Origin of the sequence: Frondihabitans sp. PAMC 28766 (assembly GCF_001577365.1) — a bacterium.
GTDB lineage: Bacteria > Actinomycetota > Actinomycetes > Actinomycetales > Microbacteriaceae > Frondihabitans.
In genome coordinates, this window is record NZ_CP014513.1 from 127,987 (window position 1) to 141,028 (window position 13,042).

At 68.7% G+C, this 13,042-nt stretch carries 13 protein-coding genes; 4 read left to right on the forward strand and 9 right to left on the reverse strand.

The genetic code is table 11. The features are described 5' to 3' along the window. Positions 1-61: 61 nt before the first annotated feature. Positions 62-1,003 carry a zinc-binding dehydrogenase gene (locus tag AX769_RS00595; protein ID WP_066274767.1) on the reverse strand — a complete coding sequence of 314 codons (942 nt, stop codon included), beginning with the start codon at positions 1,001-1,003 and terminating at the stop codon, positions 62-64. Positions 1,004-1,113: 110 nt separating this feature from the next. Between AX769_RS00595 and AX769_RS00600 the strand changes: the two genes are divergently transcribed. Continuing rightward, entirely contained in the window at positions 1,114-1,722 is a 609-nt protein-coding gene (locus AX769_RS00600) for a TetR family transcriptional regulator (protein ID WP_082763381.1), read from the forward strand. Between the two features lie 246 nt (positions 1,723-1,968). On the opposite strand, the gene AX769_RS00605 is transcribed toward AX769_RS00600, so the two are convergent. Both AX769_RS00605 and AX769_RS00610 read right to left on the reverse strand, forming a co-directional pair. Next, positions 1,969-2,787, reverse strand: a complete 819-nt coding sequence (locus AX769_RS00605; protein ID WP_066274769.1) for a mycofactocin-coupled SDR family oxidoreductase — start codon at positions 2,785-2,787, stop codon at positions 1,969-1,971. Positions 2,788-2,962: 175 nt separating this feature from the next. Further along, positions 2,963-4,261: an ROK family protein gene (locus tag AX769_RS00610; protein WP_066274773.1), complete on the reverse strand. Its 1,299-nt coding sequence runs from the start codon at positions 4,259-4,261 to the stop codon at positions 2,963-2,965. A gap of 238 nt (positions 4,262-4,499) precedes the next feature. Here AX769_RS00610 and AX769_RS23515 point away from each other — a divergent pair, with 238 nt between their 5' ends. Beyond that, the gene (locus tag AX769_RS23515) at positions 4,500-5,720 is read left to right on the forward strand and encodes a carbohydrate-binding protein (protein ID WP_204249274.1); all 1,221 of its coding nucleotides are present in this window, start codon (positions 4,500-4,502) and stop codon (positions 5,718-5,720) included. A gap of 113 nt (positions 5,721-5,833) precedes the next feature. Here AX769_RS23515 and AX769_RS00620 read toward each other — a convergent pair whose 3' ends face one another. Continuing rightward, positions 5,834-7,303 carry a sugar porter family MFS transporter gene (locus tag AX769_RS00620; RefSeq protein ID WP_066274775.1) on the reverse strand — a complete coding sequence of 490 codons (1,470 nt, stop codon included), beginning with the start codon at positions 7,301-7,303 and terminating at the stop codon, positions 5,834-5,836. A gap of 117 nt (positions 7,304-7,420) precedes the next feature. Continuing rightward, the gene (locus tag AX769_RS00625) at positions 7,421-8,242 is read right to left on the reverse strand and encodes a GntR family transcriptional regulator (protein WP_066274777.1); all 822 of its coding nucleotides are present in this window, start codon (positions 8,240-8,242) and stop codon (positions 7,421-7,423) included. 191 nt (positions 8,243-8,433) lie between these two features. Between AX769_RS00625 and AX769_RS00630 the strand changes: the two genes are divergently transcribed. Then, positions 8,434-9,654 carry an FAD-dependent oxidoreductase gene (locus tag AX769_RS00630; protein ID WP_066274779.1) on the forward strand — a complete coding sequence of 407 codons (1,221 nt, stop codon included), beginning with the start codon at positions 8,434-8,436 and terminating at the stop codon, positions 9,652-9,654. 21 nt (positions 9,655-9,675) lie between these two features. After that, positions 9,676-10,119 (forward strand): flavodoxin domain-containing protein, encoded by a 444-nt coding sequence (locus tag AX769_RS00635; protein WP_239451888.1) that lies wholly within the window; start codon positions 9,676-9,678, stop codon positions 10,117-10,119. Between the two features lie 77 nt (positions 10,120-10,196). On the opposite strand, the gene AX769_RS00640 is transcribed toward AX769_RS00635, so the two are convergent. Genes AX769_RS00640 through AX769_RS00650 form a run of 4 tightly spaced genes read right to left on the reverse strand, consistent with a single transcriptional unit; the run spans position 10,197 to position 13,018 of the window. After that, entirely contained in the window at positions 10,197-11,315 is a 1,119-nt protein-coding gene (locus AX769_RS00640; RefSeq protein ID WP_239451889.1) for an FUSC family protein, read from the reverse strand. Further along, the gene (locus AX769_RS25600; RefSeq protein ID WP_204249276.1) at positions 11,296-11,610 is read right to left on the reverse strand and encodes a creatininase family protein; all 315 of its coding nucleotides are present in this window, start codon (positions 11,608-11,610) and stop codon (positions 11,296-11,298) included. Before AX769_RS25600 ends, AX769_RS00640 begins: the two co-directional genes overlap by 20 nt. Then, positions 11,592-12,047, reverse strand: a complete 456-nt coding sequence (locus AX769_RS25605; RefSeq protein WP_204249278.1) for a creatininase family protein — start codon at positions 12,045-12,047, stop codon at positions 11,592-11,594. The genes AX769_RS25600 and AX769_RS25605 overlap by 19 nt, the downstream gene beginning before the upstream one ends. Then, entirely contained in the window at positions 12,044-13,018 is a 975-nt protein-coding gene (locus AX769_RS00650; protein WP_066274782.1) for an aldo/keto reductase, read from the reverse strand. Before AX769_RS00650 ends, AX769_RS25605 begins: the two co-directional genes overlap by 4 nt. Between the last annotated feature and the right edge of the window lie 24 nt (positions 13,019-13,042).

Genomic DNA, 13,042 nt, shown 5'->3' on the forward strand with positions numbered 1-13,042 from the left:
ACGACACCGCGCCCCCTGACGGAGAAGGGTTCCTCGCGAGCAGCCCGCTGCGCGAGCGAGATCAACCGAAGACGGCGACCAGCCGACCGATGACCTCGCCACGCTGCAGCTTGCCGATGCCGTCGCCGATCTCGTCGAACGAGATCTCGGTGATGCGCGACGTCAGCTTGCCCTGCTCGATGAGTTCGAGCACCTCGACGAGGTCCTGCTTCGTGCCGGCCTGTGAGCCGACCAGCTCGATCTCGTTGAGGGTGAGGGTCTGGAGGTCGAGCTCGGCCCTGGCGCGAGCGAGACCGACCTGCACGATGCGACCGCCTCGGCGCAGCGTCTTGATGGCGCCGTCCGTGGTGGTGCCGAAGCCGGCGAAGTCGACGATGACGTCGAGAGCCTCGTCCGTGAAGTCTTCGATGTCGGTCGAGACCGCCTTGGCACCGAGCGAGCGCGCGTAGTCGTGCACCTTCTCGTTCTTCTCGGCGACGTAGAGCGTGGCGCCGAGGGCGAGGGCGGCCTGCGCGCCCAGCGAGCCGAGCCCGCCGAGGCCGATGATGCCGACCTTGGTGCCTTGGCCGACGCGACCCTGCACCTTGACGGCGTGGTACGACGTGAGCCCGGCGTCGGTGGCCGCAGCGGCCTGATCGAACGGGACGTGCTCGGGCAGCGGCACGACGAGCTTCGCGAGCACCGCGACCTCGTCGGCGAAGCCGCCGTTCTTCTCGGTGCCGGGGCCGTCCTCGATCGTGGCGGGGATGCCGACGCGCTGCCCGACGCTGAACTCGGTGACGTCGGCGCCGACGGCCGAGACCACGCCGGCGATCTCGTGGCCGAGCGTGATCGGGCGGAAGGGTAGGAGCGGGGTCAGTGTGCCGTCGATGAAGCTGACGTCGCTGTGGCAGAGGCCTGCGGCCTTGACATGGACGACGATCTCGTCGGCCGCCGGGGTGGGTGCCTCCACCTCGTGGAGGGAGAGCGGGGCGTCGACTTCGGTGAACTGCCAGGCCTTCATGGTGATGTTCCTTTCGTGAGGTCGGCGACCACTTCGTCGACCGAGTGCATCTTAATGGAACTTGGTACCTAAAACCTGAACCGCACCGGAATGTGCTCTAGCCTCGGTGGATGACAGACTCTGCCCCCCGCCGCGGTCGCCCGCCGGTCTCGTCACGCGAGGCCCTGGAGGAGGTCGCTTTCGATCTGCTGCTCCGCGACGGCTACGAGGCCACCACCGTTCAGGCCATCATGGCCGCCGGCTCGGTCGGGCGAACCACGTTCTTCCGCTACTTCGGGTCGAAGGGCGGAATCGTCTGGGGAGAATTCGATCGCGCCATCGAGAGACTCCGCGCCTCGCTCGAGTCCGCCCGAGACGTGCCCGTGATGACAGCGGTGATCGACGCGGTCGCCGAGTCGACCCGACTGTCGCGCGAGGCGGCACCCGACACCTGGCTCGCCCGCTTCCGGGTCTTGGACCAGGATCCCGCCCTCTCGGGCGAAACGGCCGAGCACTGGCGGATCTGGGCCGCCGAGGTCGCGGGCTACGTCGAGCGGCGACGCGGCCTGCCCGCAGGGTCCGTGGCGACCGCGGCGATCGGGGGAGCAGTCCAGGCGGCCTACGTGGCCGTGCTGCGGCGGTGGATCGATGGCACCGAGGCGCCCGACCCCGTGATCCTGCGCTCTCATCTCACGCCGGTGGGAGACGCGCTGCAGCACTTCCTCGACGAGAACCCGTAGCCAGCTCGGCCTCAACGAGGAGGCCGGCCAGAAGCTCGCCGACTCGCTGGGCGAGAACGCGCGCATGTCTGCCCACGAGCCCGTCACGCCTTACCTTTTCGGCGTATCCGGCCCGTCTCGTGGGTGAGGACGTGCCGAAAAGGTAAGGGTTGGGCCCGTTCCGCTCCCCTTACCCTTTCGGCTCGATCTGACCGTCTGAACGGTGAGGGTCTGCCGAAAAGATAAGGGGGGCAGGACCTTCGGGGATCAGCGGGCGGTGAACCCCGCGTCGACCGGCAGCGTGACACCGGTGACGTACCGCGCCTCGTCGCTCACGAGCCAGGCGATCGCGTTCGAGATGTCGATCGGCTGCACGATCTCGACCGGCAGCAGGTTCTTCAGCGCGTCACTCATGCCGGGGTTGTCGGCGAGATACTTCTGCATCGCGTCGTTCATGACCATCGGCGTGTTCACGCCCGTGGGGTGGACGGTGTTGACCCGGATCATCTGCGGGGCCAGCCAGTTGGCGAAGGTGCGCATGAGGCCGACGACGCCGTGCTTCGCAGCGGTGTAGCCGCTCGTGGCACCCGTGCCGTCGCCTCCTGCGCCGCTCAGGCCCTGCGTCGAGCTGGTCAGAACGATCGCACCGCCCTGGCCCTTCTCGATCATCGACGGCACCGCGGCCTTGACCGTGTTGTAGACGCCGAAGAGGTTGGTCTCGACGACGTCGCGGAAGGTCTGCGCGTCGTCGCCGGTTCCGCCCTGCGGCGCGATGCCCGCGTTGGCCAGGATGATGTCGATCGGGCCCAACTCGGCGACACCCTTCGCGGCCGCGTCGACGAGCGCTTGATAGTCACGGGTGTCGGCCTGGATCGCGACGATGCGCCGATCGAGCGCCTCGATCTGCGAGACGGTCTCGTGCAGGTCTTCGGGTGTCGACATCGGATAGGGGACGGTGTCGATCTGCGCCGCGATGTCGACGGCGATGATGTCGGCGCCCTCTTTGGCGAGGCGGAGCGCGTGGCTTCGACCCTGGCCGCGAGCGGCGCCGGTGATGAAGGCGACTTTGCCCTCGAGGTTTCCCATTGGTTCGATCCTCTCGATGTGAGCGCGCCCGCCATCGATGGGGATGAGCGGTCGTTGCTCGTTTTGTGGCACTCAGTGCCGAATCGAGTTCAGGCTAACCCCGCGCGCTGTGAGTGGCAAGGGTCACGGCCGAGCCTTTGCCGCCGACCCGCGCGGTCGAACCCTCGCCGGCCGCTCAGCCCTGCCGAAAACGCGCGTCGATGCGCGGCGGCGCGAAGACCTCGTCGAGCACGAGGTCGACGGCCCCGCGCACACTGCTCTCGGTCGGCGAGGTGCTGACCCGCACCTCGAGGCTCTCCGCGACGAGCGGCAGGCACCGGCTGTAGAGCTCACCGCGGATAGCCGCCACGAGATGCGGCGCCCCGGCCAGAGCGCCGGCGACGACGACCGTGCGCGGGTTGATGAAGTTGACGATCCCCGCGAGACTCCGACCGATGTGCACGCCGCTCTCGCGGAGCACGGCCACGACATCAGGATCGCCGTGCGCCGCCAGTTCGACGATCTGGGCCGGAGTTTCGACGTCGTGGCCGAGCGCCTGCAGGCGTGCCGCGATGGCTCGACCGCTCGCCACCGACTCGAGGCAGGCCGGAATGCCGCACGTGCAGCCGACCGCGGGTGTCCCGTCGACGGTCGAGTGGCTGAACTCGCCGGCGGCGCCGCTCGCGCCTCGGTGCAGCCGGCCTCCGCTGATGACGCCCGCGCCGATGCGTGTGCCGATCTTGATCGCGACGAGCTCGGCCGGCACAGACCCGGCGTCGCCCGCCGCGGAGCCGAAGCCCGAGCCCGAGCCCGAGCCCGACCCAGCGCCAGCGCCAGCGCCAGCGCCTGCGCCGGAACCAGACCTCGCACCGGTCGGCCGCTCGGCGAGCGCGATCAGGTTGCCGTCGTTCTCGATCAGGACGGGGGCGTCGGTGTGGTGAGCGAACAGCGAGGGCAGATCGGCGCCGTCCCACGCAGGCTGGAAGGAGGGCGTGCGGATCCTGCCGCTCGGGTACTCCACCGGAGCAGGCACGCTCACGGCGATGCCGCGCAGCTCGGGCCGAGCTCGCCCGTCACCACGACTCTCGCGAAGCCGCTCGAGAACCGCCCAGATCGCGTCGACCGTCTCGGCCGGATCAGCGGACACCAGGATCTCTCCGCTCGCGTCGTCGTCGGCCACCGCTCGCCCGGCCAGGTCGCGGACGGCGATGCGCACGTGGTGCGCGCCGAGGTCGATGGCAGCGACGACGCCGGCCGAGGGGTCGATCTCGAGGCGGCGCGCTCGGCGACCGCCCGTTGATCCTGCCGCCCCGATCTCGCGGAGCAGCCCGAGCTCGAAGAGCCCCTCGACCCGAAGCGACACCGTCGACGGCGCGAGACCCGTCACTCGCACGAGCTCAGCCCGCGACGTCGCAGCCCCGGATCGAATGAGACGGAGGACATCGCCGGGCGATCCGGGGCTGAACGCCTGATCGCCGTATCGAGGGGTGGTCATGGGGGGATCCTATGCCGATGCCCTGTCGATAATCGTACAAAGTGTTGTTTATTTAGGTGTAAGTCGTTTGTTATTCGCCTTGAAATCCGCTGGAAACAGATCGAAGATGACAATTGTCGAAAGATTCAACGAAGAGAGGATCGACAGTGTCTGTGAGCAGGGGTCAAAGCACGAGGGGAAGACGGCTGGGTGTCTACGCCGCCGTCATCGGAACAGTGATCGGGGGTCGCTGCTGGCCGTGGTGCCGGCGGCGACGGCGAACGCCGCCACCGCTTGCGCGACCGCGTGGAGCGCGTCGACCGCCCATACGGGTGGCAGCACTGTCAGCGAGAACGGCGCGAACTACACCGCCAACTGGTGGACGCAAGGCAACGACCCCGCCACGAACTCGGGCGCCAGCGGCAGCGGCCAACCGTGGACGTCGACGGGCAGCTGTTCGGGCAGCGGCAGCGGCACCGGGACCGGGACCGGGACCGGCACGGGGACAGGCACCGGCACCGGCACGGGCACCGGCTCAGCCAGCGGACTCGTCTTCAGCCCCTACAAAGACGTCACTGCCAACCTCAACTGGAACACCGACGTGATGCAGACCGCCGTCACCGGCAGCACGATCCCGGTCGTCGGGCCCGGCAGCCTCGTCGCCACGAAAGAGCCGGGTCTCAAGGCGATCACCCTCGCCTTCGCCACCGGCACGTGCGGCAGTGAGAACTGGGGCGGGGTCGCAGGATCCGCGTTCGCCTCGGCCAACATCCCCGCGCTGAACTCTGCGGGCGTGAACTACATCGTCTCGACCGGCGGCGCCGCGGGCACGTTCTCGTGCGCGTCGACCTCGGCGCTCGACAGCTTCATCGCCCGCTATTCGTCGTCTCACATGATCGGCGTCGACTTCGACATCGAAGGCGGCCAGTCGGCGTCCGACATCTCGAACCTCGTCAACGCCGCGGCCGGCGCGCAGAGCACCTACCCGAACCTCCGGTTCTCGTTCACGCTCGCGACCCTCGCAGCCTCCGACGGGTCGTACGGCGGGCTCAACAGTCTCGGCACCTCGGTGGTGAACGCGATCAAGGCGTCGAGCCTGTCGAACTACACCATCAACCTCATGACGATGGACTTCGGCGGTGCCACCAGCGCCAACTGCGTCGTCTCGGGCGGCTCGTGCGACATGGGCCAGTCGTCGATCCAGGCGGCCGAGAACCTCGAGCACACGTTCGGCATCCCGGCCACGAAGATCGAGCTCACCCCGATGATCGGCGTGAACGACGTCTCCAGCGAGGTCACCAGCCTGACCGACGTCGACACCGTGTCGGCCTGGGCCAAGGCGAACGGCCTCGCCGGCGTGCACTACTGGTCGCTCGACCGCGACACCCCGTGCGCGCAGACGACCGCCTCGTCGACGTGCAGCTCGACCAGCACCGCGGCCCTCGGCTACACCAACGAGTTCCTCAAGGATCTCGGCTAGGCGCGAGCCCCGGAGGTGTGGCGCCGAAATCGCGACCAGCCCAGCCCCGGGGAACGCCGACGGGCCCGCCACGCACCGAGGTGCGTGACGGGCCCGTCGAGAAGGAGTGCTTGCTACTTGGCGGCCTTGACGGCCTTGATGTAGATGTTGCCGGTGGTCACGTCTTCCTCGAGCTTCTCGAGAGAGCGACCGCGGGTCTCGGGCACGGCCCGCCAGACGAAGAGCAGGGCCAGCGCATTGACGACGGCGAAACCGAAGAACGTGCCCGTGATGCCGAAGGCGCTGATGATCGTCGGGAAGTACAGGCCGAGGAAGGCGTTGGCGATCCAGAGGAAGAACACCGAGACGCCGATTCCGAAGCCGCGCATCTTCAGCGGGAAGATCTCGCTCAGCGTCACCCAGACGGCCACGTTCAAGAAGGTCTGCACCGATCCGACGAACAGGACGATCAGGATCAGCAGCACCCACGGGCGAGCCGGGTTGCCCACGGGGAGGGCGTTCGACAGGATGCCGATCAGGATGTGGATGACCGTGGTCGACGCGAAGCCGATGATGAAGGTGCGACGGCGGCTGAAGTGGTCCATCATGCGCAGGGCGATGATGGCGCCGATGACGCCGACGATGCCCGGGCCGATGTTGACGATGATGGCCGCGCTTGCCGAGAAGCCCGCCTGGATGAGCACCGTCTGGCCGTAGTACTGGATCGCGTTGATGCCGGTGAGCTGCTGCGCGACGCCGAGGCCGATGCCGATCAGGATGATGCGGACGAGCCACTTGTTGCGGAGGATCTCCATGATGGGCATGCCCTTGCGCTGGGACTCCTCGGCCGTCACCTGGTCGATCTCAGCGAGTTCGGCCGTGGCGCGCTCCTTGGTACGGAGAGTCGAGAGCACCGCGAGGGCCTCCTCGTCGCGGCCCTTGCTCGCGAGCCAGCGGGGCGACTCGGGCATGCGCAGCATGCCGAAGAAGAGGGCGAGGGCCGGAAGGGCCTCGACCGCCAGCATGATGCGCCAGACCCCGTGGCCTTCGCCGAACAGGGTGGAGATGGCGGCGTTGATGATGAAGGCGGCGAGCTGGCCGATGACGATCATCATCTCGTTGCGGCCCGCGAGAGAGCCGCGGATCTCGAACGGCGCAAGCTCTGCCAAGAAGACCGGAACGATGGTCGACGCTGCGCCGATGGCGAGCCCCAGGACGATGCGCCCGACGAGCATCACGCCGAACGACGGCGCGACGACGCAGGTCAGCGCGCCGACGAAGAAGAGGATCGACATCAGGATGATCGACTTGCGGCGGCCCCAGCCGTCGGAGAGCCGACCACCGAGAATGGCGCCGACTGCCGCACCGAAGAGGAGCCCTGACGTGACACCGCCCTCGGTCAGCTTCGTCAGGTGGAGGTCGACGACCATCGGGTTGAGCGCGCCGTTGATGACGGCGGTGTCGTACCCGAAGAGCAGACCACCGAAGGTGGCGATGATGGCGACCTGGCCCAGCCGGCGGCTGTGGGGACCCGTGGTCAGCGGCGGGAGCGGTACCTGAGGCCCAGAACCCGAGGTGCCGGTCGGCGTGTTGATCGTTGTCATGAAGAACTCCTTCGTTCGTTCCAAATGTTAGGACAACAGGATCAGAAATCAAACTGCCGGACTGAAAATCCAAGCAAATCGCCGAGATTTGTCCTCTCATTAATACTAATTGGCCCGTTAGCGGGTTGATTGGTCTGGAAAAGCAGACACCTCGCGAGTGGTCTGTGCCGCCCGCACGAACTGGGGGATGTCGAGCTCAGCGATCGTCAGCTTGCGCGTGTACGCCAGGCGCACCCGACTGCCGAGCCACGACGTGCGGGCGAACTCGGCCAGCTCGCCCGTCGTCGCCATCCGGGTGCGAGCGTGGACGACGATCAGAGGGATGTCGAGATACGAGTCGAGCAACTCGGCCTGCTTGCTCGTCGCGAAGCCGACCTCGGCGAAGCAGTCGGCCACGACCGCGTCGGTGCCGATGCCGCCGGACACACTCGGGGCAGCGGTGGTCGACGAGCGCGAAATCCACTCGTCCGTGCGCCACGATTCGGTGACTCCGATGGAGACGCCGTCGACGCTGTGGAGGCTGAGGGCGAAGGTGAGGGGGTCCGCGGGCACACGGCCGTCGAAGGTGCGAGCCATGTCGTCCGGCAGCGGCACGTCTTCGGCCGACTCGAGCAGACGAGTGCGGGCCGAGTGCCCGTCGGCGAGCAGTTGCTCGCGCCAGGGACGTGCGAGGTCGAGATCGCAGACGAGCGGGATGGTCCGATCGGTGACGTAGGTGCCCGAGCCCCGCCTCGAGCGCAGGTAGCCGTCGTCGATGAGAGCGCTGACGGCGCGGCGGATCGTGACGCGACTCACGTCGTAGTGAGCCATGAGTTCGACCTCGGTGGCGATCCGCGTGCCGGGCGCGAACTCCCCCGCATCGATGCGGTGCCGGAGGTCACGGTGGATCTGCCCCCAGACGGTGAGGGGAGAGTCGTGCTCGACGATGAATGCGGCCATGCCCCCATTCTGTCCATCGCCTGCCCCACGCGGAATCCGAGCACCGAATTGGTACTGATATCGATACGTATTGCAATTTGTACGCACTGTAGTACCGATGCATGAATTGGAGACTATTTGTATAGATTTCGAGGCACGCGTGCTATCGTCGCGCTATTCCCCCCTCCGGACCCTGCAAGGGAGCAGCGCTCATGTCACCAGTCGATCCTTCACCAGGATCGCCGACGATCGCGATCGTCGGGAGCGGCCCGTCGGGCTGCTACACGGCCCAGTTCCTTCGCAAGAAGTGGCACGGGGCCGAGATCGTCGTCTTCGACCGGCTGTCGACGCCTTACGGTCTGGTCCGCTACGGGGTGGCCCCCGACCACCTCGGCACGAAGGCCGTCACCAAGCAGTTCGACCGGCTCTTCGAGCGTGACGGCGTGCAGTTCGCGGGCTCGGTGGAAGTGGGGCGCGACATCACGCTCGAAGCGCTGCGCGAGGCGTTCGACATCGTCGTGCTCGCCACCGGGCTGTCCGCAGACCGCCCCCTCGGCGAAGGCGCCGGCGCGGCCCCCTCGGCGCTGGCCACCACTGCTCTCACCGGGGTCTACGGCGCCGGCACGCTGACCCGGCTGATCAACGGCCACCCCGACGAGACTGCGGACGCCGTCGCCCTCGGCTCGCGCGTCACGATCGTTGGGCACGGCAACGTGGCCATCGACCTCGTGCGCCTGCTGCTGACCCCGCGAGCCGACCTCCTCGCCCTCGGCGTCGCGCCGGAAGTCGCCGACGTGCTCGGCGCCGGCCCCGTCACGTCGATCGAGGTCGTCGGGCGATCCGCGGTCGAGGTCGCGAAGTTCGACGTGGCGATGGTGCGCGAGCTGGCCAAGTCGCCCGACGTGCGGTTCGAGGCGGAGGGCCTCGACCTCCCTGTCTCGGAGGGCATCGGCGATCCTGCGCGTCGCTCGGCCGTCGATGAGCTCGTGGCCGGGTCGCCCGCCGACGCCGGCCGCACCGTGCGCTTCCGCTTCGGCTGGACGCCCGACCACGTCACCGGGGAGGGCTCGGTGGGCGGCATCGTCTTCACCAGCGCCGACGGCCAGGGCCGCACACTCTCGCTCGAGACCGACTCGGTCTGCACGGCGATCGGCTTCACCGAGGCGTCGACCGCTGCCGTGCGCCGCGCCGAGCACGAAGGCCCGGGCGCCGACATCGAGCGCGGTCTGCTCGACGACGGGCTCTTCGTCGTCGGCTGGCTGCGCCGCGGGCCCCAGGGCACCATCCCGGCCAACCGCGCCGACTCGAAGATGGTCGCCGACACCATCGTCGGCGAGGTCGACGACGAGCGCCTCCCCCTCGGCAAGCCGGGCTGGAGCGCCGTCGAGGCCGCTCTGCTCGATCCGTCCGCCTCCGTCCCCACCCTCATCTGACCCCGACTTCACAGGAGCATCGTGACAAAGACAGTCATCCTCTACGGCACCGAATCCGGCAACGCCGAGATGGTCGCCGACGACTTCGTCGACGCCCTCAGCAGCGATCACGACGTCGAGTCGATCGACATGAGCGACTTCGACGTCGCCGACTTCGACACCGACACGTTCTACCTCGTCGTCTGCTCGACCCACGGCGACGGCGAGCTGCCGAGCAGTGCGCGGCCCTTCGGCGCCGCTCTCGACGCCGAGCAGCCCGACCTCAGCGGCATCCGCTACTCGATCTTCGGCATGGGCGACTCGAGCTACGAGACGTACAGCCACGGCAGCGAGATCATCGACGAGAAACTGCGGGCCCTCGGCGCCACGCGCGAGGGCGTCTACGGCCGCCACGACGCCAGCGACGGCTCGCTGCCGACCGACGACGCGCTCGCCTGGCTCGAGGGTGTCTTCGAGCCCGCCTGACCCGATCCTGCTCTCGGCCTCACCTTTTCGGCCCAAGCTGACCTTTCGATGGGTCAGGGCGAGCCGAAAAGGTGAGGCTATCGGCGGCGACGCCACACGAGTGACGACGCGACGGCCACCAGGATGCCGACGATGGCGCCGCCGGTCGTCTCGACGGCGCGGTCGCGCAGCAGCACGAGCGGGTCGGCGGGGTGCGCCAGTTGCGTCATGATCAGGATCAGCGGCGTGAAGGCGACAAGCGCCAGGCCGTAGTGCCGGCTCATGAAGTACTCCGTCGGAAACTGCAGCACGACCACGATCAACCCGAGCACGACAGGATCGACGGGGCCCCAGGGCGCGAGGATCAGCCCGGTCACGACGAGCCCGGCAAGCGTGCCGACGATGCGGTGCACACCGCGCGTGATCCGGTGCGAGACGCCGACGGCCGCGAGGGGCACGGCGGCGGCGGCCATCGCCCAGTGCGGGTGCCCGATGCCGGTGGCGACGCTGAGGCAGCCGGCCGCGGCCACCGCGACGACGTACGAGACGGCGTCGACACGCAGACCGAAGAAGCGGCGAGCCTCGGCCCGCGCCCAGGCCTCCGACCGCTGCCCTTCTCCGCGCCGCTCCGCCGGCAGCGCGGTCACCCGACCGCGCTTCCATCCCACCGCACCCACGAGCATCGCGAAGACGGATGACGCGACAGCCAGCAGGATCGCGACACCCGGCGACACCGAGAGCGGCACCGACGCGCAGGCCCCCAGCGCGAACAGCCCGAAGAACGGCCCCGCCGGCCGCAGCTGCGCGCGGCTGGAGTGCAGCGACATGACCCCGGCGAAGACCGCCTCGACAGCCACGAGAGCCCAGAGGTCGGCCCGATGGGCCACCAGGGCGACCGACAGCCCCACGCCGATGGCGACGCCGCCGACCAGCATGACTGCCGCAAGGGCCTGGTGCACGAGCCGACGCGGATGCGTCTCGGCACGACCGTACATACCGGTGAACACCCCGAAGACGGCGTAGATCAGCAGCTCGGGGTGCCCCAGGGCCAGCAGCACGAGCGACGGGACGGCCACGCTGATGCCGACGCGAAGAGCCGCCCCGTGGTCGTCCTGCGCGGGCCCGAGGGTGACGAGCCGGCCAGCCTGCTCGCGCAGGGCGGTGCCCAGTGTGGCGGTGCTGCACCTCCCGGCGTTCTCAGCCGGCGAGTTGCTCACGCACCGAGTGTGCCAGCCAGCCCGCGATGGCTTCGACGAGCTCGAGCCCCTTCGAGAGATCGGCGCGACGCGGGTCGGGCCCGAAGATGCCCCACAGCGGGTTGGCACGGTCGTGACGCTGGGCGCCCTGCGGGTCGAGCCCGTCGTCGATCGCAGGCGCGTCGTCGAGCGACAGGAGGCGCTCGAGGTGCACCAGCCCCGGGGCGAGGCCGTGCAGAAGGGTCGTCTCGAACGTGCCGGCGTGATCGGGGGCCAGGGGCGCTGTGGGGCACCTGTTCACGCTCGTGGCGACCACTCGCATCCTGCGGCCGTCTCGCTCAGCGGGGTCGCCAGCGGTCCAGGCCGCGCCGACGCGGTCGACCAGGTCGAGCTGTTCGTCGGCGAAGTGCCGGAGAAGACGACAGCGACGAGCACACCGAAGTCGTCGAGGCGCTGGAGCGTGGCGGTGAGGTTCGCCTCGAGCGCATCGCCGGTGGGCATCATGATGCTCCACGGGTAGTCACCGTGGCCACCGCCGGTGCCCTGGTAGACGGTGGGCAGCACGACTCCCCCGGTGATCATCGCGGCCGCGGCGCAGACGCCGTGGGCGTTCAGCGAGTCGAGGCCGATGGGCAGGTGCGCCTGATGGAACTCGAGGCTGCCGAGCGGGATGTAGACGACCGAGCCGCCGCCGAGCGCGGCGTCGATCTCGGCCGGCGAGAGCAGCTCGGCGCGGACCTCGGTGCCGCTCACTTGTAGTAGTTCCGCGGCCAGTTGTGCTCGGCCAGCTGGGCGAGGAGCTCAGCCGGGAACGGTTCACCATCGGAGTACGACGCGTTGCGCTGGACGTTGCGGCTGTTGCTCATGCCCGCGATGACCGTCGAGACCTCGGGGCTCGAGAGGACGTACTTCATCGCGGCCTCGGCCAGCGACGAGTAGTAGGGCGCGACGAGCTTCTTGAGCGCCTCGACGCGGTCGAGAGTCTCGGTGAAGCGCTCGCCGCGGAACATCTCCTTCTGCTGCGAGCCGTCCTCCCACTGGTCGTAGGTCTCGGGAGTCCAGAGGCCGCCCAGGGAGCCCGAGTCGAACGCGACCCGGTCGATGAACGCCGTCTTCGAGCGGGCGCCGGCGGGGAAGAGCTCGTCGCGGGGGCGCTGCTCGAACAGGTTGTAGATGACCTGGATCGAGTCGATCAGGCCGAGCTCGGCGATGTCGACGCCCTCGTCGGGGCGGTAGTCGCGAATCGAGACGCCGATCTTGTCGACCTTGCCCTCGACGCGCAAGGCGTTCAGGGTCTCGAGCCAGTCGAGCTCGTTCACCCCCGACGTGAACCAGCCGTGCAGCTGGAGCAGGTCGAGCCGCTCCACGCCGAGACGCTGGAGGGCCGCGTCGACGCCCTGGCGGAGGTGCCACTCGGGGTAGCGGCCGTAGGTCTGCGGGTCGTCTTCGTCGGCGCTCGGCCAGACGGTCGGCTGGATCTTGGTGGCGACGTAGACCTTGTCGCCCTTCCAGCGGCGGAGGGATTCGCCGACGACCTCCTCGCTGTGGCCCAGACCGTACATCTGCGCGGTGTCGACGAAGTTGATGCCGGCCTCGTACGACTCGAGGAGCGTGGCGATCGACTCCTCGTCGTCGACGGTGCCCCATTGGCCGCCGAGCTGCCAGGCCCCGAAGGAGATCTCGCTGACGTGCCATCCGGTGCGGCCGAAGCTGCGGTAGTGCATGTGGTTCCTGTTCTGTTCGTGCGG